The sequence below is a fragment of the Alsobacter sp. genome (assembly GCF_059501845.1).
Map to the genome: position 1 here is coordinate 676,869 of NZ_JCACDK010000018.1, position 24,952 is coordinate 701,820.

Sequence of the window (24,952 nt, forward strand, 5' to 3'; positions counted from 1 at the left end):
CTCAGTTTTCGGGACGGCAGATTGCAGATTCGGCACGTTATGACGCCATTCCCGGTGATTTCCGGCGATACCCGTCAAAGCTGAACGAACTCGCTTCTACACTTCCGTCACCGCGGCGCGTTGACGGCGCCGGGAAAGCATTGCACTGCAGGATCGACAGCCCCGGACGACGAACATGGCCCTTTCCCGCATCCAGCAGGCCCACGCCTCGCCGGTGTTCGACCGCGCCGCCCTCGAGCGCGACGTCGTCGCAGCGATCGGCGCAGCCGGGCCGGAGCCGGCGGACCGCCGGGCCGCCGTGGTCGTGGTGCTGCGCCGTGTCCTCACCGAGGGGCGGGCGAAAGCCCGCGACCTCCTCGACGCCGAGCATGACGGCATGGCCTGCGCCACCCGCCTGTCCGACCTCATGGACGGGCTCGTGGGCGCGCTGTTCCGGCTGGCGACGACGGTGCTCTACCCGGTCGAGAACCCCTCCTCCGGCGAGCGGCTGGCGGTGGTCGCGGTGGGCGGCTACGGCCGCGCCACGCTGGCGCCGGGGTCCGACGTCGACCTGCTGTTCCTGCTCCCCTACAAGTCCACGCCGTGGTCCGAGAACGTCGTGGAGACGATCCTCTACGCGCTGTGGGACCTGAAGCTGAAGGTCGGCCACTCCACCCGCACGGTCGACGAGTGCCTGCGCGAGGCGCGGGGTGACATGACCATCCGAACGGCGCTGCTCGAGGCGCGCATGCTGCTGGGTGACGTGCCGCTGTTCGAGGAGCTCGTGCTGCGCTTCGACCGTGAGGTGGTGCAGGGCACGGCGGCGGAATTCGTCGCGGCCAAGCTTGCCGAGCGAGAGCAGCGCGTGTCGCGCGCGGGCTCGTCGCGCTACCTCGTCGAGCCGAACGTCAAGGACGGCAAGGGCGGGCTGCGCGACCTCAACACCCTGTTCTGGATCGCCAAATACGTCTACCGCGTGCAGGACACCGGCGATCTCGTCAGTGCCGGGCTTTTTGACAAGGAGGAGCGCGAACTCTTCCAGCGCTGCGACGAGTTCCTGTGGCGCGTGCGCTGCCAGATGCACTTCATCACCGGCCGCGCCGAGGAGCGGCTGAGCTTCGACCTGCAGCGGCAGGTGGCGGAGCACATGGGCTATGCCGGGCGTACCGGCATGTCGGCGGTGGAGCGCTTCATGAAGCGCTACTTCCTCATCGCCAAGGACGTCGGCGACCTCACCGCCATCGTCTGCGCGGCGCTGGAGGCCCGCCACGCCAAGCCGCGGCCGATGCTGGACCGGCTCGTCGGCCATTTCCGTCGTTCCGGCAAGGCCATCGCCGAGACGCAGGACTTCGTGCTCGACAATGACCGCCTCAGCGTCGTGCGCGACGACGTGTTCGAGCGCGACCCCGTCAACCTCATCCGCATCTTCTGGCTGGCCGACAGGCTCAACCGGGCGCTGCACCCCGACGCCACGCGCCTCGTCACGCGCTCGCTGCGGCTGGCCGGGACGGAGCTGCGCAAGAACCCCGTCGCCAACCGGCTGTTCATGGAGATCCTGACGTCGCGCAACGCGCCGGAGGTGGTGCTGCGGCGGATGAACGAGGCCGGGCTGCTGGGACGCTTCGTGCCCGAGTTCGGCCGCGTCGTGGCGATGATGCAGTTCAACATGTACCACCACTACACGGTGGACGAGCACCTGATCCGCTCCCTCGGCGTCCTGGCGGACCTCGAGAATGGCCGGCTCAAGGAGGAGCTGCCGGTCGCCCACGAGATCCTGCCCTCGATCCGCAACCGCACGGTGCTGACCGTCGCGCTCTTCATCCACGACATCGCCAAGGGCCGCCCGGAAGACCATTCGGAAGCCGGGGCGAAGATCGCCCGCAAACTCGGGCCGCGGCTCGGCCTGACCGAGGCGGAGACCGACGCGGTCGCCTGGCTCGTCGAGTACCACCTGCTGATGTCGACGGTGGCGCAGAGCCGCGACCTCTCCGACCCCAAGACGATCGAGACCTTCGCCAACGTCGTGCAGAGCCTGGACCGGCTGAAAATGCTCCTCGTCCTCACCGTCTGCGACATCAAGGCGGTGGGACCCGGCGTGTGGAACGGCTGGAAGGGCCAGCTGCTGCGCACCCTCTACTGGGAGACCGAAATCGTGCTGGCCGGCGGCCACTCCGCCGCCGACCGCGGACAGCGCGTGCTGCGGGCCCAGGAGGAGCTGCGCCGCGGGCTGCCGGACTGGACGGCTCCCGAGATCGAGGCCTATGTCAGCCGGCACTACCCGGCCTACTGGCTCAAGGTCGACCTGCCGCGCAAGCTCAAGCACGCCCAGTTCCTGCGCAAGGCGGAACGCGACCAGCATTCGCTCGCAACAGAGGTAGCGACCGACGGTTTCCGCGGCGTCACCGAGCTCACCGTCGCGGCGCCCGACCATCCGCGGCTCCTCGCCATCATCACCGGCGCCTGTGCCGCGTCGGGGGCCAACATCGTCGACGCACAGATCTTCACCACGGTGGACGGGCTGGCGCTCGATACCATCTTCGTGTCGCGCGCCTTCGACCGCGACGAGGACGAGCTGCGCCGCGCCTCGCGCGTCGCCCAGCACATCGAGCGTGCGCTGAAGGGCGAGATCCGGATCGCCGAGGCGGTGGCGGCGCGCTCGCCGGAGCGAAACCCCGTCAGCAAGGCCTTCCACGTCGTGCCCGAGGTGGTCGTCGACAACGCCCTGTCGGCCCGCCACACCGTCATCGAGGTCTCCGGCCTCGACCGCACCGGGCTGCTCTACGACCTCACGACGGCGCTGAGCCGGCTCAACCTCAACATCGCCTCCGCCCACATCGCGACCTTTGGCGAGAAGGTGGTGGACGTGTTCTACGTCGCCGACCTCACCGGCACGAAGGTGGTGAACCCGAACCGGCAGGCCGCCATCCGGAGACACCTGATGGAGGTGCTGCAAGGGCGCGACGCGCATGAGCCGCAAGCGCGGCAGGCCCGCGCGGCGGCGCGCTGAGCCTCACGCGGACTTGATTTTCCGCGCCTGCAGCCTGATATCCCGCCCAGCCCGCGTAGAAAACGAAACGGACCGCCGCGATCCCATGACCGACCCGCACGCCAACGCCGCCCACACTTCCGAAACGCCGGACGCCGCCGCGCCCGAGGCGACGGCCGGGGCCGCCCAGCCGGGAGCCGAGCGCGACATCCATTCCGTCATCGAGGCGCTCAACGCCGAGAACACGCAGATGAAGGACAAGGTGCTGCGCACCCTGGCCGAGATGGAAAATCTCCGCCGCCGCACCGAGAAGGAAGTGGCCGACGCCCGCGCCTACGCCACGACCAACTTCGCCCGCGACGTCCTCACCGTGGCCGACAATGTTCGCCGTGCGCTGGACAGCGTGCCGGCCGAGGAGGCCGCGGCCGCGGACGGCGCGCTGAAGGCGCTGATGGAGGGCATCGAGCTCACCGAGCGCGACCTCCTCAAGACTCTGGAACGCCACGGCATCCGCCGCATCGAGCCGAAGGGCGAGCGCTTCGACCCCAATCTGCACCAGGCGATGTTCGAGATCCCGGACCCGTCCGTTCCCAACGGCACGGTGCGCGAGGTGGTGCAGCCCGGCTTCGTCATCGGCGAGCGCGTCCTGCGCCCGGCCCTGGTCGGCGTCGCCAAGGGCGGCCCCAAACCCGGCGCGTCGAACGGCACCGGCGAGAGCATCGACCGCTCGGCCTGAGAACCACGTCAGCTCAATCGGCCGACCCACTCCGCCATCCCCGGCGGCCCGAAGGGCCGGGACGGAGATCCAGACTCTCTTCATTCCGTCGTGCTTCAGACGAGCCGGAAGCGCCCGTCGGCCCCTGGGTCCCCTTCCCCTCCGCCGCTGCGCGGCTCCGGCCGGGGATGACACGGCGGGGCGGAGGGGCCTGTTCCGCCATCCCTGTCATCCCCGGCGGCCCGCAGGGCCGGGAAGGGGATCCAGACTCTCTTCGTTCCGCGGTGCTTCAGACGGGCCGGAAGCGTCCGTCGGCCCCTGGGTCCCCTTCCCCTCCGCCGCTGCGCGGCTGCGGCCGGGGATGACAGGGCGAAGCGGACGGGCTTGTTCCGCCACCCTTGTCATCCCCGGCGGCCCGAAGGGCCGGGAAGGGGATCCAGACTCTCTTCGTTCCGTCGTGCTTCAGACGAGCCGGAAGCGCCCGTCGGCCCCTGGGTCCCCTTCCCCTCCGCCGCTGCGCGGCTCCGGCCGGGGATGACAGGGGCGAAGCGGACGGGCTTGTTCCGCCACCTTGTCATCCCCGGCGGCCCGAAGGGCCGGGAAGGGGATCCAGGACTCTCTTCGTTCCGTCGTGCTTCAGACGGGCCGGGAAGCGCCCGTCCGCCCCTGGTTCCCCTTCCCCTCCGCCGCTGCGCGGCTCCGGCCGGGGATGACAGGGGCGGGGCGGGCCTATTCCGCTGCCTTCTGGCTTTCGACACGGAACGGATGGGCCGGGTAGACGCCGAGGACGCGGACCTCCTTTGAGAAGAAGGCCAGTTCCTCCAGCGCGAGGCGCAGCAGGCGGTCTTCCGGGTGGCCGTCGACGTCGGCGAGGAACTGCGTCGCCGAGAACTCGCCGTCGACCATGTAGCTCTCGAGCTTGGTCATGTTGACGCCGTTGGTGGCGAAGCCCCCCAGCGCCTTATAGAGCGCGGCCGGCACGTTGCGGACGCGGAAGAGGAAGGTCGTCACGGTCGGCCCGTTGTCGGGCTCGGCCCAGGCCGGCGCCTTCGACAGGATGACGAAGCGGGTGGTGTTGTGCACCTCGTCCTCGACGTCGTGGGCCAGCGTCTCCAGGCCGTAGATCTCGCCCGCCAGGGTGGTGGCCAGCGAGGCGCGGGTCGGGTCGTTCCACTCGGCGACCTCGCGCGCCGAGCCGGCCGTGTCGCCGGTGATGATCGGCTTCAACCCGAGCTTGCGGATGATCTTGCGGCACTGGCCGAGCGCGTGGACGTGGCTGTAGACGGCCTTGATGGTCGCCAGCGAGCCGCCCTTCACCGTCAGCAGCTGGAAATGGATGGGCAAGAAGTACTCGCCGATGATGTGCAGGCCCGAGGCCGGCAGGAAATGGTGGATGTCGGCGACGCGCCCGGCGATCGAGTTCTCGATCGGGATCATGCCGAGGTCGGCAGAGCCGTCCTTGATGGCGGCGAAGGCGTCCTCGAAGGTGGCGCAGGGCAGCGGCGTGCAGTCGGGATAGACCTCGAGGCAGGCGATGTGGGAATTGGCGCCGGGCTCGCCCTGGTAGGCGATGCGGAGCGGCTGGGCGTCGGTCATGTCGGTCTTGTCCTGTCAGTGCCGGGCCCGGGCGGCGAGGATGGCGCGGGCCCGTTCGAGATCGTGCGGCGTGTCGACGCCGAGGGGGACGTCGTCGACCAGCGCCACGTCGATGCGCATGCCGTTCTCCAGCGCGCGCAACTGCTCCAGCCGCTCGCGCTGTTCCAGCGGCGAGGGCGGCAGCGCCACGAAGCGCGACAGCGCGCGGCGGCGATAGGCGTAAAGGCCGATGTGATGCCAGAGCGGGCCTTCGCCGGAAGGTGCGGTGGCGCGCGTGAAATACAGGGCGCGCAGCAGCGCCGGGCCGCGCGGCGAACCGACCACCTTCACCACGTTCGGGTCCGTACGCTCCTCCGGCCGGACGATCTCGGTGGCGATGGTGGCGATGTCGACCGAGGCGTCGGCGAGAGGCAGGATGGCGGCCTGCACGGCGGCAGCGTCGATGGTGGGCAGGTCGCCCTGGACGTTGACGACGACGTCGTGGCGCCCCTCGGGATCGAAGCTCTCCACCGCCTCGTGGATCCGGTCGGAGCCCGACGGGTGGTCGGAGCGCGTCATGACCGCGATTCCGCCGGCCTTTTCGATGGCGGAGACCACGCCCGCCTCGTCGGTGGCCACCACGACGGGGCCGAGCCCGGCCTCGACTGCGCGGCGCCAGACATGGACGATCATGGGTTCGCCCAGGATGTCGGCGAGGGGCTTGCCGGGCAGGCGTGTCGAGGCCATGCGGGCGGGAATGAGGACGACGGGGTCGGACATCGGATCTGCTGGCGCTCTGCGGGCGGTCCACGCCGCCGCCCCCGGGGAAAGAGCGGCAGAAAGTATCAAGGGACATGCGCTTATACGAGTTGCCAAAGCCTCGTCAAAGCGGGTAATCAGGCGCGCCGAAGGCTTGGGAGCATGTGGATGACGGCCAGGGACCCCCTCTTTTTCAACAAGGTCGCAGGAGCGGTGCTTGGCACCCTGCTGTTCATGATGGGGTTGAACATCTTCGCCGAGGCCCTCTTCGCCCCGCCCCGCACTTTCGCACCCGGCTACGAGCTCGCCGGCGCCGAGGCCGCGCCGAAGGAGGCCGCTGCGGCGCCCGCAGCCCCGGCCCAGCCGCTCCCCGTTCTGCTCGCCAAGGCTGATCCCGCCCGCGGCCAGGCGACCGCAAAGGTCTGCACCTCCTGCCATTCCTTCGAGAAGGACGGCCCGAACAAGATCGGCCCGGACCTGTGGGGCGTCGTCAACCGCCCGATCGGCGCGCATGAGGGCTTCAAGTACTCGGCCGGCATGACGGAATATGCGGGTTCGGCGAAGACCTGGTCGTTCGAGCACCTGAATTCCTTCATCTCCAATCCCAAGGGCACGGTGAAGGGCACGGCGATGAGCTATGCCGGCCTGAAGGAAGACGACAAGCGCGCCGACGTGCTGGCCTACCTCGCCACCCTCGCCGACACGCCGGTCGAGCTGCCCAAGCCCTGAGGCCGACCAGCGCCGCGTCGACGATCCGAGGCCGGGCTCTGCCCGGCCTTTTTCGTTCAGCGCTGCCCTTCTTTGCCGCAGCCTCCGGACCCGGTGGCACGCAGGCGCAAAAGCGACATAATCCTCGCCATCGGTAGCGGCCCGCCGAACAGCCTCGGGAGACTTCATGCCGACCCTGCGCGCCTGCCTGTCCTCCGCCCTTCGCCTTGCCCTCGCTGTGGCGCTGCCGGCGGCGCTCCTCGCCGCAGCTCCCGCCCGGGCACAGGAAGGCGAGTGGCGCAACGGCCTGTCTCTGCTTGGGACGCCCAAATACAAGCCGGGCTTCGCGCATTTCGACTACGTCAACCCAGACGCCCCCAAGGGCGGCACGGTGCGCCTCGCCCGCCAGGGCGGCTTCGACAATTTCAACCTGGTCGTCGCGGGGGTGAAGGGCTCGGTCGAGGGCGGCATCGGCCTGGTCTACGAGACGCTGATGGCGCCGGCGCTGGACGAGGTCTCGACCGAATACGGGCTGCTCGCCGAGGCGGTGAAGTTTCCCGCCGATTTCTCCTCGGTGACCTACCGCCTGCGGCCCGAGGCGAAGTGGCAGGACGGTCAGCCTGTGACGCCGGAGGACGTCGTGTTCTCCTTCGAGGCGCTGAAGACCAACAGCCCGCAATACGCGTTCTACTATTCGCACGTGACCAAGGCGGAGAAGACCGGCGAGCGCGAGGTGACCTTCACCTTCGACCAGCCCGGCAACCGCGAGCTGCCGCAGATCGTCGGCCAGATCACCGTCCTGCCCAGGCACTGGTGGGAGGGCAACGGCCCGGACGGCAAGAAGCGCGACGTCACCCAGACCACGCTCGAGCCGCCCCTCGGCTCCGGCCCCTACCGCCTGAAGAGCTTCGAGCCCAACCGCAACGCCGTCTACGAGCGGGTGAAGGACTATTGGGGCGACAAGACCCCGACGCAGGTCGGCGCCAACAATTTCGACCAGATCCGCTACGAGTACTACCGTGACTCGACCGTGATGCTGGAAGCCTTCAAGGGTGACCAGTACGACTTCCGGGCCGAGAACAGCGCCAAGAACTGGGCGACAGCCTACGACTTCCCGGCCGTGAAGGAAGGCCGCGTGGTCCGCGAGGAGTTCCCTGAGAAGGCCCTGGGCCGCATGCAGGCCTTCGTCTTCAACCTGCGCCGGGAGAAGTTCAAGGATCCGCGCGTGCGCCGCGCGCTGAACCTCGCCTTCGACTTCGAGGAGATGAACAAGACCATCTTCTACGGCGCCTACAAGCGCATCGACAGCTTCTTCGCCGGCACCGAGCTCGCCTCCTCCGGCCTGCCCGAGGGCCGGGAGAAGGAGATCCTCGAGAAGGTGAAGGACAAGGTCCCGCCCCAGGTCTTCACCACGCCTTACAAGCCGCCCGTGAACGGCAACCCGCAGGCCGTGCGCGACAATCTGCGAGAGGCCGACCGGCTCTTGAAGGAGGCGGGCTGGGAGGTGAAGGGCCGCCAGCGCGTCAACGCCAGGGGCGAGCCGCTGACGGTGGAGTTCCTCGCCGACGATCCCACCTTCGAGCGCGTCTTCCTGTTCTACAAGCCAGGCCTTGAGAGGCTCGGCATCGGCGTCAGCGTGCGCTCGGTCGACGACGCCCAGTACGAGAACCGGCTGCGGACCTTCGACTTCGACGCGCTGGTCAAGACGTGGGGCCAGTCCCTGTCGCCCGGCAACGAGCAGCGCGAGTACTGGGGCTCCGCCGCCGCGTCCCGCCCCGGCTCGCAGAACCTCACCGGCATCTCCGACCCCGGCGTGGACGCGCTCATCGACACGGTGATCTACGCCAAGGACCGCGAGGAGCTGGTGGCCGCGACGCGTGCGCTCGATCGCGTCCTGCTCGCCAACGACTACGTCGTGCCGCAATGGTACTACCCGTTCAGCCGTACCGCCCGGTGGAACAGGTTCGGCCGTCCAGCGGCACTGCCGGAATACGGGCAGCCCGCCTTCCCCACCATCTGGTGGTGGGACGCCGAGCTCGCGGCCAAGACGGGAGGCCCGAAGTGAAGCCGACCCGCCGCGGGCTGCTGTCCGGCGCGGCGGCCCTCGCCGGTTCCGGCCTGCTCCCCGGGCTGGCGCGCGCACTGGACGGGGCGCCGGCGGATCCGGGTGGCTCGCAGCCCCCGCTGAAGGGCACGCAGGAGCCACCGCCGCCGGAATCGCACGGGCTCTCCAGCTTCGGCGATCTCGGCTACCCCGCCGACTTCAAGAATTTCCGCTACGTGAACCCGGACGCCCCCAAGGGCGGCACGGTGTCGATGCAGATCTCCTCGACGCGCGGCAACCAGGCCTTTGACACGTTCGACACGCTGAACATCTGGGTGCTGAAGGGCAATGGCGCCGCCGGCATGACCATGACCGTCGACAGCCTGATGGCCCGGGCGCTGGACGAGCCGGACGCGCTCTACGGGCTGGTGGCGAAGAGCGTCTCCATGAGCGACGACGGGCTGGAGCAGACCTTCCGGCTGCGCCCCGACGCGCGCTTCTCCGACGGCTCGCGCCTGACGGCCGACGACGTGGCGTTCTCGTTCAATACGCTGAGGGCCAAGGGTCATCCGCTGATCTCGCAGGCGATCCGCATGATGGACGGGGCCCGCGCGCTCGACGAGGGCACGGTGTCGGTGCGCTACGCGCAGGGCCGGCCGCGCAGCCTGCCGCTGACCGTGGCGGCGCTTCCGATCTTCTCCAAGGCCTGGTTTTCCGGCCGCGATTTCGAGGCGGCGACGCTGGACGCGCCGCTCGGTTCCGGACCCTACGCCGTCGAGCGCCTGGAGCAGGGCCGCTTCATCCTCTTCGCGCGGCGGCAGGACTACTGGGCGAAGGACTTGCCGGTGAATGTCGGCATCAACAATTTCGACCGGATCCGATTCGAGTATTTCCGCGACCGCGACGTTGCCTTCGAGGGTTTCAAGGGCGGCATCATCACCTTCCGCGAGGAGTTCACGTCGCGCATCTGGGCGCGGGGATACGACTTCCCCGCCCTCAAGGACGGCAAGGTCATCCGCGACGTCATCCCCGACGAGACGCCGTCGGGCTCGCAGGGCTGGTTCATGAACACCCGCCGCCCGGCCTTCGCCGATGTCCGGGTGCGCCAGGCACTGGGGCAGCTTTTCGACTTCGAGTGGACCAACACGAACCTGATGTTCGGCGCCTACAGGCGGACGACATCCTTCTTCGAGAACTCCGAGATGGCGGCCACGGGGGCGCCGGGCCCGGCCGAGCTCGCCCTGCTCGAGCCGCTGAAGGGGAAAGTGCCGGAAGCGGTGTTCGGCCCGGCCTACCTGCCGCCCGTCACCGACGGGTCCGGCCAGGACCGTGCCCTGCTGCGCAAGGCCGACGCGCTGCTGCGTGACGCGGGCTGCAAGCGCCAGAACAACACACTGCTGCGGCCGGACGGCCAGCCCTTCACTGTCGAGTTCCTCGACTTTTCGGAGGCGCTGGAGCCGCACACCGGCTCGCTCATCAAGAACATGAAGCTGCTCGGCATCGCGGCGACCTTCCGGTCCGTCGATCCCGCCCAGTACCAGCGGCGCACGGACAGCTTCGACTACGACATCATCTCCCGCCGCTTCGCCCTTCCCAACACGCCGGGCGACGAGCTGGAGGTGATGTACGCCTCGCGTACCGCCTCGGTGCCGGGGTCGAGCAACATCGCCGGCATCCAGGACCCGGCCGTGGATACGCTGCTCGCGGCGGCGCTCGGCGCCAGGGACCGTCCGGCCCTCGTGGCCGCCTGCAGGGCGCTCGACCGGGTGCTGCGCGCCGGCCATTACTGGATCCCGATGTGGACCAAGCCGGAGCACTGGCTCGCCTATTGGGACATGTTCGGCAAGCCTCCGGTAAAGCCCAAGTATGACCGCGGTGCACCGGGGACTTGGTGGTATGACGAAGCCAAGGCGCAGCGAATCGGGAAGGCGGGATGACAGGTCTCGGGTCGACACGGCCGGCGACGGCGGGAGCCTGAACGCATGCTCGCCTATGTCGCGCGCCGCATCCTTCTGATGATCCCGACGCTGTTCGGCATCATGCTGATCTCCTTCGTAGTGGTGCAGTTCGCCCCCGGCGGTCCCGTCGAGCGCATCCTGGCGCAGTTGCAGGGCAACGACACCTCCGCCACGTCCCGCATCACCGGCGGTGGAACGGACTTCTCGGGCGGCGGCCAGAACCAGCCCGGCGGTGGAGCGGGCGGAGAGGTGGCGTCCAAATATCGGGGTGCGCAGGGCCTCGACCCAGCGTTCATCAAGCAGCTCGAGGCCCAGTTCGGCTTCGACAAGCCGGCCTATGTCCGTTTCGGCCAGATGCTCTGGAACTACGCGCGCTTCGACTTCGGCAAGAGCTACTTCCGCGACGTGCCGGTGCTGAAGCTGATCAAGGAGAAGCTGCCCGTCTCCATCTCGCTCGGGCTCTGGATGACGCTGCTGTCCTACGCTATCTCGATCCCGCTCGGCATCCGCAAGGCGGTGAAGGACGGCTCGCGCTTCGACACCTGGACATCGGCGATCGTCATCATCGGCTACGCCATCCCGGGCTTCCTGTTCGCTATCCTGCTCATCGTTCTCTTCGGCGAGGGCTCGTCGTTCTTCCCCTTCTTCCCGCTGCGCGGGCTCACATCCGAGAATTTCTGGTCGCTGCCCTGGTACGCCCAGGTGGCGGACTACGTGCACCACATCGCGCTGCCGATTCTCGCCATGGCGCTCGGGGCGTTCGCCACCTCGACGCTGCTGACGAAGAACTCGTTCCTGGACGAGATCCGCAAGCAATACGTGCTGACGGCGCGCATGAAGGGGCTCTCGGAGCGGCAGGTGCTCTACGGGCACGTGTTCCGCAACGCCATGCTGATCGTCATCGCCGGCTTCCCCGGCGCCTTCATCAGCGCCTTTTTCTCGGGCTCGCTGCTGATCGAGACGGTGTTCTCGCTGGACGGGCTGGGGCTGCTCTCCTTCGAGTCGGTGGTGAACCGCGACTATGCCGTCGTCTTCGCCTCGCTCTACATCTTCTCCCTGCTCGGGCTCGTGGTGAACCTGCTCTCCGACCTCACCTACACCTGGATCGATCCGCGGATCGACTTCGAGACGCGGGAGGTGTGAGGTGGTCGATCGCGCCGCCGAACCCGCCGCCTTCGTCCCGGCCTTGCCGCAGGCGCCTCCGCTGCCGCGGAAGGGATGGCTGCGGCTCTCGCCGATCAATGCGAGGCGGCTCGCCAACTTCAAGGCTAACCGGCGCGGCTACTGGTCGTTCTGGCTGTTTATGGTGCTGTTCGTGCTCTGCCTCTTCGCGGAGTTCATCGCCAACGACCGGCCGATCGTCGCGAGCTACAAGGGCGAACTGCTGTTTCCCGTCTTCGTCGACTACCCGGAGGAGAAGTTCGGCGGCTTCCTCGCCCAGACCGACTACCGCGACCCGCTGATCGAGAGAGAGATCGCGGACAATGGCTGGGCCATTTGGCCGCCCGTCCGCTTCGCCTCCAACACGATCAACCTCGACCTGCCCACCGCCGCACCGTCGCCGCCGACCTGGATGCTGACAGAGGCCCAGTGCCGGCCGATGGCGGAGAAGAAGGGCGGCACGGGCTGCGGCGCGCTGGAGTGGAACTGGCTCGGCACGGACGATGGCGGCCGCGACGTGCTGGCGCGCATCATCTACGGCTTCCGGCTGTCGGTGGTCTTCGGCCTCGTGCTGGCCGGCATCTCGTCCGTGGTCGGCATCCTGGCCGGCGCCATCCAGGGCTATTTCGGCGGACGGATCGACCTCTACTTCCAGCGCTTCATCGAGATCTGGTCGGCCATACCCTCGCTCTACCTGCTGATGATCCTGTCCAACTTCTTCCCGCCCTCGTTCTTCACCCTGCTTTTCATCCTGCTGCTCTTCTCCTGGGTGGCGCTGGTGCACGTGGTGCGGGCAGAGTTCCTGCGGGCCCGCAACTTCGACTATGTTCGCGCCGCCCGCGCGCTCGGGCTCTCCGACGCCATGATCATGTGGCGCCACGTGCTGCCCAACGCGATGGTGGCGACGCTGACCTTCCTGCCGTTCATCCTCAACGGCTCGATCACGACGCTGACCTCGCTCGACTATCTCGGCTTCGGACTGCCACCCGGCTCACCCTCGCTGGGCGAACTGCTGCTGCAGGGCAAGAACAACATCGCAGCGCCATGGCTCGGACTCACCGGCTTCACCGTGATCGCGGTGATGCTGTCGCTGCTGATCTTCATCGGCGAGGCCGTGCGCGATGCGTTCGACCCGCGGAAGACGTTCGGGTGAGGGACTTGATGACGACCCAACCCCTCCTTTCCGTCCGCGACCTGTCCGTCGGCTTCCGCCAGGGTGGGAGGGATACGCTGGCCGTCGATCGCGTTTCCTTCGACGTCGCGCCGGGGGAAACGGTGGCGCTCGTGGGCGAGTCGGGTTCGGGCAAGTCCGTCACCGCGCTGTCCGTGCTCAAGCTGCTGCCCTACCCGCCGGCCTACCACCCGTCCGGGGAGATCCTGTTCAAGGGCAGGAACCTGCTGGAGGCCTCCGAGGACGAGCTGCGCAAGGTGCGCGGCAACGACGTCACCATGGTGTTCCAGGAGCCGATGACGTCGCTGAACCCGCTGCACACCGTGTCGCGGCAGATCGGCGAGATCCTGTCGCTGCACAAGGGCCTGACAGGCGAAGCGGCACGCGCCCGCACGCTCGACCTGCTGACGCAGGTCGGCATCCGCGAGCCGGCGTCGCGGCTCGAATCCTATCCGCACGAGCTCTCCGGCGGCCAGCGCCAGCGCGTGATGATCGCCATGGCGCTTGCCAATGAGCCGGACCTGCTGATCGCGGACGAGCCGACCACGGCGCTCGACGTCACCGTGCAGGCGCAGATCCTGAAGATGCTTGCGGAACTCAAGTCCCGCCTCGGCATGGCGATGCTGTTCATCACCCACGACCTCGGCATCGTCCGCAAGATCGCCGACCGCGTCTGCGTGATGACGCAGGGCAAGATCGTCGAGCACGGGCCGGTGGCGGACATTTTCGAGCGCCCGCAGCATCCCTACACGCGCAAATTGCTCGCCGCGGAGCCGAAGGGCCGGCCGGAGCCGCCACGCGCGGATGCGCCGGTGGTCGTCCAGACCGACGACGTGAAGGTCTGGTTCCCCATCCGCAAGGGCTTCCTCAAGAAGGTCGTCGGCCACATCAAGGCGGTCGACGGCATCACCGTCACGGTGCGCGAGGGCGAGACGGTCGGCGTGGTCGGCGAATCCGGGTCGGGCAAGACCACGCTCGGTCTCGCCATCCTCCGCCTCACCTCCTCGCAGGGGCCCATCGTCTATCTCGGCCGAAGGCTCGACGGGCTCACCTCGCGGGAGATGCGGCCCCTGCGCCGCGAGATGCAGATCGTCTTCCAGGACCCGTACGGCTCGCTTTCCCCGCGCATGTCGGTCGCCGACATCGTCGCCGAGGGCCTCGCGGTCCAGGAGGGCGGCTCGGTCGAACAGCGGCGCACCGTCGTCGCCCGTGCTCTGGCCGATGTCGGGCTCGACCCGGCGGCCATGGACCGCTACCCGCACGAGTTCTCGGGCGGCCAGCGCCAGCGCATCGCCATCGCCCGTGCGATGGCGCTGGAGCCGCGCTTCGTCGTGCTGGACGAGCCCACCTCGGCTCTCGACATGTCCGTGCAGGCGCAGATCGTCGACCTCCTGCGCGACCTGCAGAAGCGCCGAAACCTTGCCTACATGTTCATCAGCCACGACCTGAAGGTCGTCCGCGCGCTGGCCAACAGCGTGATCGTGATGCGCGAGGGACGGATCGTGGAGCAGGGCGACGCCGATGCCTTGTTCGCGTCGCCGAAATCCGACTATACCCGGGCCCTGTTCGCCGCCGCGTTCAACCTGGACACCGCGGATGCCGGAGTCGTCCGGCAGTAGACGCCGCCACAGCCCGGAGCCGCCCATGACCTTCTCCGTCCGCGACGCCGCGACGCTGTCCGCCATCCTGCGCGACGCCGCTGCCGTCGAGATCCTGCCGCGCTTCCGTTCTCTCGGCGAAGGGCAGGTCCGGCAGAAGACGGGCGCGCTCGACCTCGTCACCGACGCCGACGAGCAGGCCGAGATCCGCATCGCGGCTGATCTGCGCAAGGCCTTTCCGGGCTGTGTCGTGGTCGGGGAGGAGAGCACCGAGAAGGACCGCAGCCTGCTCGGCAAGCTCGCCGATGCTGATCTCGCGTTCATCGTCGACCCGATCGACGGGACGATGAACTTCGCCTCCGGCTTGCCCCTCTTCGGCGTCATGGCCGGCGTGGTCGTCCGCGGCGAGATCGTCGCCGGCGTCATCTACGACCCGATGGGCCAGGACTTCGCCATCGCCGTGCGCGGCGAGGGTGCGTGGTTCGAGGGAATGGAGGGGCAGCGCCGGGACATGCGCGTGGCCAGCCCGGCTCCGATCGGCGAGATGACCGGCGGCGCCTCCTGGAACACGCTGCAGGAGCCGATGCGCTCGACGCTGATCCACAATTTGCCCAAGGTGGCGACGTGCTTCAGCTATCGCTGCGCGGCGCACGAGTATCGCCTGGTGGCCTCGGGCAAGTGCCACTTTCTCGTCTACCACAAGCTGATGCCATGGGATCACGCCGCCGGCTGGCTGCTGCACCAGGAGGCAGGCGGCTACTCCGCCCGCTTCGACGGCTCGCCCTACCGCGCCACCACGCATGAGGGTGGTATCCTGGTTGCGCCAGACCAGGAGAGCTGGCAGGCCTTGCATTCCGCGCTTCTGGAGCGCCACCATCCCTGACGGGGAAGGAAACGTCCGTCCGATGGCGCGGGCCTACATCATCGTCCTGGATTCAGTGGGCTGCGGCGGCGCCGAGGATGGCGAGGCCTATGGCGACGCCGGCGCCGACACGCTGGGCCACATAGCAGCCGCCTGCGCGCGCGGCGAGGGTGACCGCGCCGGGCTGCGGTCCGGCCCGCTGGCGCTGCCCAATCTCGCCGCGCTCGGGCTGGCGGAGGCCTGCGAGGCCTCCACCGGCGTGCGGCCCGTGATCGCCGGGCATTCCGGCCCGCCCGCGGGACAGTGGGGCTACGCCGTCGAGGTCTCCGGCGGGAAGGATACCATCTCGGGACACTGGGAGATCTCCGGCACGCCGGTCCCCACCCCGTGGGGCTATTTCCCAGACACGGTGCCCGCTTTCCCGCCGGCCCTGACAGCGGCGATCATCGCGGCGGGCGCATTGCCCGGCATTCTCGGCGACTGCCACGCCTCCGGGACCGAGGTCATCGACCGCTTCGGCGCAGAGCATGTCCGAACCGGCAAGCCCATCGCCTACACCTCCGTCGATTCCGTGCTGCAGATCGCCGCGCACGAGGAAGCTTTCGGCCTGCAGCGGCTCTACGACCTCTGCGCCGCCGTGCGCAAACTGGTCGACCCGCTGAAGATCGGCCGCGTCATCGCCCGTCCCTTTCTGGGGACAGAGGCAGAGGGCTTCGTGCGCACAGGCAACCGCAAGGACTTCGCGGTGCCGCCTCCCGCCGGCACCATCCTCGACCGCGCCGCCGCGGCCGGGCGCGAGGTCGTCACCGTCGGCAAGGTCGGCGACATCTTCGCCCACCGCGCGACGGGGCGCGAGGTGAAGGCGCCCGGCAACATGAAGCTCTTCGACGCCATGCTGCCGGTGGCGGCGGAACTGGCGGAGGGCGGTCTGCTCTTCGCCAACTTCGTCGACTTCGACACGGATTTCGGCCATCGCCGCGACGTGCCGGGCTATGCGGCGTGCCTGGAGACCTTCGACCGGCGCCTGCCGGAGTTCCTTGCGCTGCTGCGGCGGGGCGACATCGCCGTCCTGACCGCGGACCACGGCAACGACCCGACATGGCGGGGCACCGACCACACGCGCGAGCACGTGCCGGTGCTCGTTGCCGGGCCCGGCGTCGCGCCCCGCTTTCTGGGTCGGCGCGATACCTATGCAGACATCGCCGAGACCGTCGCGGCGCATCTCGGCCTGCCCGGCCACGGTCCCGGTCGCAGCTGGATGTGAGGCCGGAATAGCGACGCCGCCCTCGCGCCGCACCCGCCCGATCGTGTAGAAGAGGCGCATGTCGACCGCCCATGCCGCCCCCACCGAGTCCGCCCCTCCCGCCACGCGGCCCCTGAAGCGAGGCGACCACGTCTTCCTCGTCGACGGGTCGTCCTACATCTTCCGGGCGTTCCACGCGCTGCCGCCGTTGACGCGCAAGTCGGACGGCCTGCCGATCGGCGCCGTGTCCGGCTTCTGCAACATGCTGTGGCGGCTGCTGCGCGATTCCGTGGCCGGCGAGCGCCCGACGCATCTCGCCGTGGTCTTCGACTATTCCGCCACGACGTTTCGCAACGCGCTTTACGACGGCTACAAGGCCCAGCGGCCGGAGCCGCCGGAGGAATTGCGCCCGCAGTTCCGCCTCATCCGAGACGCGGTGCGCGCCTTCGACCTGCCCTGCATCGAGCAGGAAGGCTACGAGGCCGACGACATCATCGCCACCTATGCCCGCCTCGCCTGCGAGGCCGGAGCCACGACCACCATCGTCGCCTCCGACAAGGATCTCATGCAGCTCGTCGGCAACGGCGTCAGCATGTACGATTCCATGAAGGAAAAGCGGATCGGCCGCGACGAGGTGATCGAGAAGTTCGGCGTTCCCCCGGAGAAGGTGCCGGACGTGCAGGCGCTGATCGGCGATACGGTCGACAACGTGCCCGGCGTGCCGGGCATCGGCGTCAAGACCGCCGCACAGCTGATCGGCGAGTATGGCGACCTCGAGACGCTTCTCTCCCGTGCCGGCGAGATCAAGCAGCCCAAGCGACGCGAGGCGCTGGAGGTGAACGCCCAGCAGGCGCGGCTCTCCTTGAAGCTCGTCACGCTCGACAAGCATGTCCCGCTGGACCGTCCGCCCGAGACCATCGGCGTGCACGACCCCGATGCCAGGCGGCTGGTCGCCTTCCTGAAGGCCATGGAGTTCAGCGCGGTCACCCGCCGCGTCGCCGATGCCTATGGAGTGGATCCCGGCTCCGTGGAGCCGGACGCGACCCTCGCCGCGCCCGGCGCCGGCACGGGCTGGGGCGGATCGGCACAGGCGCCGGGCAGCGGGCCCGAGCACGGGCCGGACATGAAGCCGAAGCCGGCTCCGTCCGATGCGTCGGCCGCCACCGCGGCGGCGAAGAACGGCCATGACGGCCCGACCCCCGGGCATCTCGCCGGGGAGGTGATGGCGAAGGTCCGCGCCGTGCCGGTGAACCTGCAGGGCTACGAGACGGTGCGCGACCTCGCGCGGCTCGATGCGTGGATCGCGGAAGCGCGCGCGGCAGGCGTGGTCGCGTTCGACACGGAGACGACGTCGCTCGACGCGATGCAGGCCGACCTCGTCGGCTTCTCGCTGGCGACCGCGCCGAACCGCGCCTGCTACGTGCCGCTTGCCCACCGTGGCGAGGGCTCCGGCGACCTTTTCGGCGGCAACGACCTCGTGCCCGGGCAGATCCCGAACCGTGACGCGCTCGCCAGCTTGAAGACGCTGCTGGAGGACCCCGGCGTCCTCAAGGTGGCGCAGAACCTGAAATACGACGCGCTGGTCTTGGCGCGGCACGGGCTCGGCGTCCACCCGGCCGACGACACGATGCTGCTCTCCTACGTGCTCGACGCCGGCCGCAACGGCCACGGCATGGACGAGCTGTCCGAGAACCTGCTCGGCCACAAGCCCATCCAGTTCGGGCAGGTGGCCGGGACGGGCAAGAGCTTCATCGGCTTTGCCCGCGTCTCCATCGAGAAGGCGACCGAATACGCCGCGGAGGATGCCGACGTCACCTTCCGGCTCTGGCAGGTGCTGAAGCCCCGCCTCGCGGCCGAGGGCATGGCGACGGTCTACGAGACGCTGGAGCGGCCGCTCGGCCCCGTGCTGGCGCGCATGGAACGGCACGGCATCGCCATCGACCGGCAGATCCTGTCGCGCCTCTCCGGCGAGTTCGCGCAGGGCATGGCGCGGCTGGAGGCCGAGATCCACCAGCTCGCAGGCGAGCCTTTCAACCTCGGGTCGCCCAAGCAGCTCGGCGACATCCTGTTCGGCAGGATGGGCCTGCCCGGCGCCACCAAGACGGCGACGGGCGCCTGGTCGACCGGCGCCAAGGTGCTGGAGGACCTCGCCGAGCAGGGCCACGACCTGCCCCGCCGCATCCTGGAATGGCGCCAGCTTTCCAAGCTCAAGTCGACCTACACGGACGCGCTGCCCGGCTACGTGAACCCGGAGACGGGGCGGGTGCACACCTGCTTCTCGCTCGCCTCGACGACCACGGGCCGGCTCTCCTCCTCCGAGCCGAACATCCAGAACATCCCGATCCGGACCGAGGAAGGCCGCAAGATCCGCGCCGCCTTCGTCGCCACGCCGGGCAACAGGTTGGTCTCGGCCGACTACTCGCAGATCGAACTGCGCGTCCTCGCCCATATCGCCGACATCCCGCAGCTGCGGCAGGCCTTTGCCGACGGCGTCGACATCCATGCCATGACGGCGTCGGAGATGTTCGGTGTGCCCGTGCAGGGCATGGACCCGAGCGTCCGGCGCCGCGCCAAGGCGATCAATTTCGGCATCATCTACGGCATCTCGGCCTTCGGCCTCGCCAACCAGCTCGGCATCGGGCGGGAGGAGGCCGGCGCCTACATCAAGAAGTACTTCGAGCGCTTCCCCGGCATCCGGGACTACATGGATTCCACCCGGCGCTTCGCCCGCTCCAACGGCTACGTGTCGACGCTGTTCGGCCGCAAGGCGCACTACCCGCAGATCAACTCCAAGAACCCGTCCGAGCGTGCCTTCATGGAGCGCGCCGCCATCAACGCGCCGATCCAGGGCACGGCCGCCGACATCATCCGCCGCGCCATGGTCCGCATGGAGGGCGCGCTGGCGCAGGCGAAGCTCAGCGCCCGCATGCTCCTGCAGGTGCATGACGAGCTCGTCTTCGAGGTGCCGGAGGCAGAGGTCGAGGCGACGCTGCCGGTGGTGAAGCGCGTCATGGAAGACGCCCCCCACCCCGCCGTGCAGCTGGCCGTGCCGCTGCAGGTCGATGCGCGTGCCGCCGACAACTGGGAAGCCGCGCACTGAGGCGCTGGTCACTCCGGCGGCCGGCAGAGCCGGCCGGGAAGGGGGCCCAGACGTCGCCGGACTCCGCTGAGCAGTGGGGAACGGGAACAAGCGCTGGATCCCCTTCCCGCGCCTTCGGCGCGCCGGGGAAGACGAGAGAAGGTGGGCACGTCAAAAAAGCGCGTCTGAAGACCCGCGTTGCGGACCGCGCGTCTTCGGACGCGCCTCGGTTCGTCCGTTCAGAACGGCAGGTTGAACACCCGGCTCGGGACGAGCTCGCCGCGTTCCACCATGCCGACGGCGATGACGACGCCGGAGCAGGCGGCGTAGACGGGGCCGCCCTCGGCGGGAGCGTCGCGGCCGCGCAGGATGACCGACTGGCCGCGGCGCAGGCGGCTGGCCTGGTCGCGGGAGATGACGATGCAGGGCAGCTCGGACAGGCCACCCTCGACGGACAGGAGCACCTCCGTCGCCGCCTCGGGCGCACCGTCGAGATCCGCCCAGGGCGTGGCGTCGTCGAGCGTGAAGGGCCCCACGCGGGTGCGCCGCAGGGCCGTGACGTGGCCGAGGCATCCGAGCGCGCGGCCGAGGTCGCGGGCGATGGCGCGGACATAGGTGCCCTTGCCGCACTCCGCCTCGAAGGTCGCGGATGTCTCGTCATGGGCGACGAGGCGCAGCGCGTGCACCTCGACGGGGCGCGCCTTCAGCTCCACCTCCTCGCCGTCGCGGGCGAGATCGTAGGCGCGCTCGCCGTCCACCTTGATGGCGGAGTACTTTGGCGGCACCTGCATGATCGTGCCCGTGAAGCTGGCGAGGTGTTCCTCGATCTCGTCACGCGCGGGCCGGACGTCGCTCGTGGCCACGGTGCGGCCCTCGCTGTCGTCGGTGTCGGTCTCCGATCCCCACTCGACCGTGAAGGTGTAGGCCTTCTCGCCGTCGACCACGTAGGGCACGGTCTTGGTCGCCTCGCCGAAGGCGAGCGGCAGGATGCCGGAGGCCAGCGGGTCGAGCGTGCCGGCATGGCCGGCCTTCTTGGCATTGAGCAGCCGGCGCACCGCAGAGACGGCGTAGGTGGAGGTCATCCCCACCGGCTTGTCCAGCACGATCCAGCCGTTGATCTCGGCCCTGTTCTTGCGCGGTGCGTTCATGCCTGCCCGTCGTCCCCGGTGTCGTCACGGTCGGCGTCGAGGTCACGCCGGACCTCCGGCGAGCGCAGGAGCGCGTCGATGCGCGCCGCCTCGTCCAGCCGGTCGTCGATGATGAAGCGAAGGTCCGGCGCGAACTTCAGGTTCACGCGGTGCGCCACCTCGGTGCGCAGCTGCTTGCGGCTGCCCGCGAAGGCCTTCAGCACCGGCTTTTCCAGGCCGCGGTCGTGCAGCGTGACGTAGACCGTGGCGAGACGCAGGTCCGGGCTCATCCGCACCTCGGGGATGGTGACGAAGGCGCGCGCGAAGACGGGGTCCGGCAGTTCGCCGCGGGCCAGCAGCTCGGTCACCGCGTGGCGCACCAGTTCACCCACGCGCAGCTGACGCTGCGAGGGGCCGGTGCGGTCGTCCTTGTTGTGCTTCATGGTTCACCGCCTGCCGGGATCGGACCGGTCGACGCCTGCAATGGAGTTCGGCAAAAGGAACGGGGCCGCTTTGCGGCCCCGGCCCGTCCTGTCAGGGAAGGCGCGAGGTCACAGCGAACGCCGGACCTCCTCGACGCGGTAACACTCGATGACGTCGCCTTCGCGCATGTCCTGGTAGCTCTCGAAGGCCATGCCGCACTCCTGGCCCGAGGGCACTTCCTTGACCTCGTCCTTGAAGCGCTTGAGCGTCGAGAGCTTGCCCTCGTGGATGACGACGTTGTCGCGGATGAGGCGCACGCTGGCGCCGCGCTCGACGCGGCCGTCCTGCACGAGGCAGCCCGCCACCTTGCCCACCTTCGACACGGCGAACACCTGCAGGATGCGGGCCTCGCCCAGCCGCTCCTCGCGGAGCGTGGGGGCGAGAAGGCCCGACATGGCCTGTTTGATGTCGTCCACCAGGTCGTAGATGATGTTGTAGTAGCGGATCTCGACGCCCGCCCGCTCGGCCGCCTCGCGCGCTTCTTTGTTGGCGCGCACGTTGAAGCCGATGATGGCGGCGCCCGACGTCTCGGCGAGCGTCACGTCGCTCTCGTTGATGCCGCCGGCACCCGCATGGATGATGCGGGCCGCGACCTCGTCGTTGCCGATCTTCTCGAGCGCGCCGATGATCGCCTCGACCGAGCCCTGCACGTCGCCCTTCACGAGCAGCGGGAATTCCTTCCGGCCGGTCGTCTTGAGCTGGCTCATCATGTCGGCCAGCGAGCCGCGGGCAACGCCGGCGCGGGCCGCGATCCGCTCGCGCTTCTGGCGCTGGCGGTAGGCGGTAACCTCGCGGGCGCGGGCCTCGTTCTCGACCACGGCGACGCGATCGCCCGCCTCGGGGGCGCCGTTGAAGCCGAGGATCTCGACCGGGAAGGACGGACCCGCCTCCGACACATGCGCGCCGGTCTGGTCGACGAGGGCGCGGACGCGGCCCCATTCGGAGCCGGCCACGACGATGTCGCCGGTGCGCAGCGTGCCGCGCTGGACGAGAACGGTCGCCACCGGGCCGCGGCCGCGGTCGAGCTTGGCCTCGATGACGGTGCCTTCCGCGGGACGCTCCGGGTTGGCCTTGAGGTCGAGCACTTCCGACTGCAGGGTGATCGCCTCGAGCAGCTTCTCGAGGTTCATCTTCTTGGTGGCGGAGACCTCCACCTCGAGCGTCTCGCCGCCCATCGACTCGACCTGCACCTCGTACTGGAGGAGCTCCGTGCGCACGCGCTCGGGGTTGGCGTTGGGCTTGTCGATCTTGTTGATCGCCACGATGAGCGGCACCTTGGCCGCCTTGGCGTGGTTGATCGCCTCGATCGTCTGCGGCATGACGCCGTCATCGGCCGCGACGACCAGGATGACGATGTCGGTCACCTTGGCGCCACGGGCGCGCATGGCGGTGAACGCCGCGTGGCCGGGGGTGTCGATGAAGGTGATCTTGCCGCCGAGCGGCGATTCCACCTGATACGCGCCGATGTGCTGGGTGATGCCGCCGGCTTCACCCCCTGCCACGTTGGCGTGGCGGATGGCGTCGAGCAGCGACGTCTTGCCGTGGTCGACATGGCCCATGATGGTGACGACAGGCGGGCGCGAGATCAGGTCCGCGTCGGCGTCCGGAGCGTCGAACAGACCCTCCTCGACGTCGGCCTCGGAGACGCGCTTCACCGTGTGGCCGAACTCCTCGGCCACGAGCTGCGCCGTGTCGGCGTCGATCACGTCGGTGATCTTCACCATCTGGCCCTGGCGCATGAGGAAGCGGATCACGTCCACGCTGCGCTCGGCCATGCGGTTGGCCAGCTCCTGGATCGTGATCGTCTCGGGAACGGTCACCTCGCGGGCGATCTTTTCCTTCGGCTCGTTCGACTGGTTGCCCTTGAGGCGCTGCACACGGCGGCGGAACGCCGCGACGGAACGCGTGCGCTCGTCCTCGTCGCCCGTGGCACGGGTGACGGTGAGGCGGCCGCGGCGCTTCTCCTCGCCCGGGCGGGTACGCTCCGGCTTGGGCGGCGTCACGATCTTCAGCGGCATTCCGGGCCGCCGGATGATCAGCTTCTTCTCCTCGTCCTCCGGCTCCGCAGGGCGGGCGGTGGACGGGGTAGGGGCGCCGAGCACGGGGCGGCGCACGATCGTGCCGGGCGCCGAGGACGGCGCGGCGGCGGCCGGGCGGGCCTCGGACGGCTGGTCGCCGAGCCGGCGCTTCGCCTCGTCCTCGGCCTTGCGCTTCACCTCGTCGTCGTGGCGGCGGCGGTTTTCCTCGTCGCGCTTGCGGGCCTCGGCGGCATCGCGCTCGACACGCTCGCGAGCCTCGCGCTCGACGCGGACCTTGGCGTCGATCTCGGCCTGGCGGCGCTCCTCCTCCTCGCGGCGGCGAGCCTCCACGAGGGCGGTGGCGCGGGCGTCACGCTCCTCCTCGGTCAGCGTGCGCAGCACGACACCGGAGGGAGCGCGCGAGGGCGACGGCGTGGCAGGACGGCTCTGCGGGGGCGGCATGGCCCGGCCGGACGGCGTCTGGGTCGGCGCGGCGGGTGCACGCTGGGGAGCGGCAGATGCCACCGGCGCCGCCGGTGCGGGACGCGCGACGCTCACCTGCGGTGCGGCAGGCGCGGCGACGGGCTCGGGCTTCGTTTCCGAGCCCGGTCCGATCACGCGCCGCTTCACCTTCTCCACGACGACCGCCTTCGTGCGGCCATGGGAGAAGCTCTGGCGTACGACGCCCTGCTCTACCGGCCGCTTCAGGCTCAGCGTCTTGGAAGGAACGCTGATCGTCTTGTCGCCGCTGTTCTTCGTATCACTCATTCCGCTCGTATCCTGCGGTTTCCCGGGGCGCCGTCTCGTCCGATGGATCATCCGCGTCCGGCGTATCGGGGCTGACGCCCACGGCCGTCTCGTCGCGGTAACGCTCCAAGGCCCGGAAGCGCGCCAGTGCGGCGCGGCTCGCGGGCCCGTCCAGAAGCGCTGCATGTATCACATGAGAGCGTCCCAATGCCAAATCCAATTGCGAGGAGTCGAGCGTGCCGAGGACGGGAACCTCTCCCCCTCCGTCTGCCCGCCGACGCCTCAGCGCCTGCCCTATCTTCCTGACCCCGTCCGGGGCCGCGTCACTCGCGTGGACGACAGCCGCCAAGCGACCGCGTTCGGCCGCCGCCTCGACCTTCGAAAACCCGGAGACGACCAGACCCGCCTTGTTGGCGAGGCTCAGTGCCTCCCGTGCGGCCCGCACATGCAGGCCCTCCACCATCGCGGGGAGGTCCGGCGGCGCCACCGCGGCGCTCTTCAACGCACGCCCGAAAGCCTTGCGCCGCACCGCCTCGGTCACCGCCTTGCGCGAGGCCGTCACCCAGACGCCGCGCCCGGGCAGCTTGCGGTGCAGGTCCGGCGTGACCGTGCCGTCCGGCGCCGCGACGAAGCGGATGAGCTCCTCGGGGGGCCGCACGGCGCGCGTCACCACGCAGAGCCGTTCCGGCCCTTCGCCCTCGTCCGCTGCAGCGTTCCGTTTGACCAAGCGCGTCCTTTC

Annotated in this window: 17 protein-coding genes; 11 read left to right on the top strand and 6 right to left on the bottom strand. The window is 69.3% G+C overall.

Going from position 1 to position 24,952, the window contains the following annotated elements; translation table 11 throughout:
• The first annotated feature begins 175 nt into the window (after positions 1-175).
• Together AC5JCN_RS18085 and grpE are read left to right on the top strand one after the other, a co-directional pair.
• Positions 176-2,986: a [protein-PII] uridylyltransferase gene (locus AC5JCN_RS18085; RefSeq protein ID WP_495756478.1), complete on the top strand. Its 2,811-nt coding sequence runs from the start codon at positions 176-178 to the stop codon at positions 2,984-2,986.
• A gap of 85 nt (positions 2,987-3,071) precedes the next feature.
• Positions 3,072-3,701, top strand: coding sequence for a nucleotide exchange factor GrpE (gene grpE, locus AC5JCN_RS18090; RefSeq protein ID WP_495756479.1), 630 nt, complete (start codon positions 3,072-3,074; stop codon positions 3,699-3,701).
• A 708-nt stretch (positions 3,702-4,409) separates the two neighbouring features.
• Here the strand turns inward: grpE and AC5JCN_RS18095 are convergent.
• Both AC5JCN_RS18095 and AC5JCN_RS18100 read right to left on the bottom strand, forming a co-directional pair.
• Positions 4,410-5,276 (bottom strand): prephenate dehydratase, encoded by an 867-nt coding sequence (locus AC5JCN_RS18095; RefSeq protein WP_495756480.1) that lies wholly within the window; start codon positions 5,274-5,276, stop codon positions 4,410-4,412.
• 15 nt (positions 5,277-5,291) lie between these two features.
• Positions 5,292-6,035 (bottom strand): 3-deoxy-manno-octulosonate cytidylyltransferase, encoded by a 744-nt coding sequence (locus AC5JCN_RS18100; protein ID WP_495756481.1) that lies wholly within the window; start codon positions 6,033-6,035, stop codon positions 5,292-5,294.
• Between the two features lie 147 nt (positions 6,036-6,182).
• Here AC5JCN_RS18100 and AC5JCN_RS18105 point away from each other — a divergent pair, with 147 nt between their 5' ends.
• From AC5JCN_RS18105 to polA, 9 genes are all read left to right on the top strand, one after another.
• A complete protein-coding gene (locus tag AC5JCN_RS18105) occupies positions 6,183-6,743 on the top strand; it encodes a c-type cytochrome (protein WP_495756482.1) in 561 nt (186 codons plus the stop codon).
• 166 nt (positions 6,744-6,909) lie between these two features.
• On the top strand, positions 6,910-8,787 hold the full coding sequence (locus AC5JCN_RS18110) for an extracellular solute-binding protein (RefSeq protein WP_495756483.1): 1,878 nt from the start codon (positions 6,910-6,912) through the stop codon (positions 8,785-8,787).
• Complete coding sequence (locus AC5JCN_RS18115; protein WP_495756484.1) at positions 8,784-10,703, top strand: extracellular solute-binding protein; 1,920 nt, start codon at positions 8,784-8,786, stop codon at positions 10,701-10,703. The genes AC5JCN_RS18110 and AC5JCN_RS18115 overlap by 4 nt, the downstream gene beginning before the upstream one ends.
• 45 nt (positions 10,704-10,748) lie before the next feature.
• Positions 10,749-11,867 (top strand): microcin C ABC transporter permease YejB, encoded by a 1,119-nt coding sequence (locus tag AC5JCN_RS18120; RefSeq protein WP_495756485.1) that lies wholly within the window; start codon positions 10,749-10,751, stop codon positions 11,865-11,867.
• A 1-nt stretch (position 11,868) separates the two neighbouring features.
• Complete coding sequence (locus tag AC5JCN_RS18125; protein WP_495756486.1) at positions 11,869-13,038, top strand: ABC transporter permease; 1,170 nt, start codon at positions 11,869-11,871, stop codon at positions 13,036-13,038.
• Positions 13,039-13,046: 8 nt separating this feature from the next.
• Positions 13,047-14,675, top strand: coding sequence for an ABC transporter ATP-binding protein (locus tag AC5JCN_RS18130; protein ID WP_495756487.1), 1,629 nt, complete (start codon positions 13,047-13,049; stop codon positions 14,673-14,675).
• A gap of 25 nt (positions 14,676-14,700) precedes the next feature.
• Positions 14,701-15,537: an inositol monophosphatase family protein gene (locus tag AC5JCN_RS18135; protein WP_495756488.1), complete on the top strand. Its 837-nt coding sequence runs from the start codon at positions 14,701-14,703 to the stop codon at positions 15,535-15,537.
• Between the two features lie 22 nt (positions 15,538-15,559).
• Positions 15,560-16,780, top strand: a complete 1,221-nt coding sequence (locus tag AC5JCN_RS18140) for a phosphopentomutase (RefSeq protein WP_495756489.1) — start codon at positions 15,560-15,562, stop codon at positions 16,778-16,780.
• 58 nt (positions 16,781-16,838) lie between these two features.
• Positions 16,839-19,859, top strand: a complete 3,021-nt coding sequence (gene polA / locus AC5JCN_RS18145) for a DNA polymerase I (protein WP_495756490.1) — start codon at positions 16,839-16,841, stop codon at positions 19,857-19,859.
• Between the two features lie 218 nt (positions 19,860-20,077).
• Here polA and truB read toward each other — a convergent pair whose 3' ends face one another.
• The 4 genes from truB to AC5JCN_RS18165 all read right to left on the bottom strand — a co-directional run bounded on the left by truB (position 20,078) and on the right by AC5JCN_RS18165 (position 24,940).
• Positions 20,078-20,986, bottom strand: coding sequence for a tRNA pseudouridine(55) synthase TruB (truB, locus tag AC5JCN_RS18150; RefSeq protein ID WP_495756491.1), 909 nt, complete (start codon positions 20,984-20,986; stop codon positions 20,078-20,080).
• Positions 20,983-21,408 (bottom strand): 30S ribosome-binding factor RbfA, encoded by a 426-nt coding sequence (gene rbfA, locus AC5JCN_RS18155; RefSeq protein WP_495756492.1) that lies wholly within the window; start codon positions 21,406-21,408, stop codon positions 20,983-20,985. The genes truB and rbfA overlap by 4 nt, the downstream gene beginning before the upstream one ends.
• Before the next feature lie 108 nt (positions 21,409-21,516).
• On the bottom strand, positions 21,517-24,234 hold the full coding sequence (gene infB, locus AC5JCN_RS18160; protein ID WP_495756493.1) for a translation initiation factor IF-2: 2,718 nt from the start codon (positions 24,232-24,234) through the stop codon (positions 21,517-21,519).
• Positions 24,227-24,940: an RNA-binding protein gene (locus AC5JCN_RS18165; protein WP_495756494.1), complete on the bottom strand. Its 714-nt coding sequence runs from the start codon at positions 24,938-24,940 to the stop codon at positions 24,227-24,229. The genes infB and AC5JCN_RS18165 overlap by 8 nt, the downstream gene beginning before the upstream one ends.
• Positions 24,941-24,952: the final 12 nt, after the last annotated feature.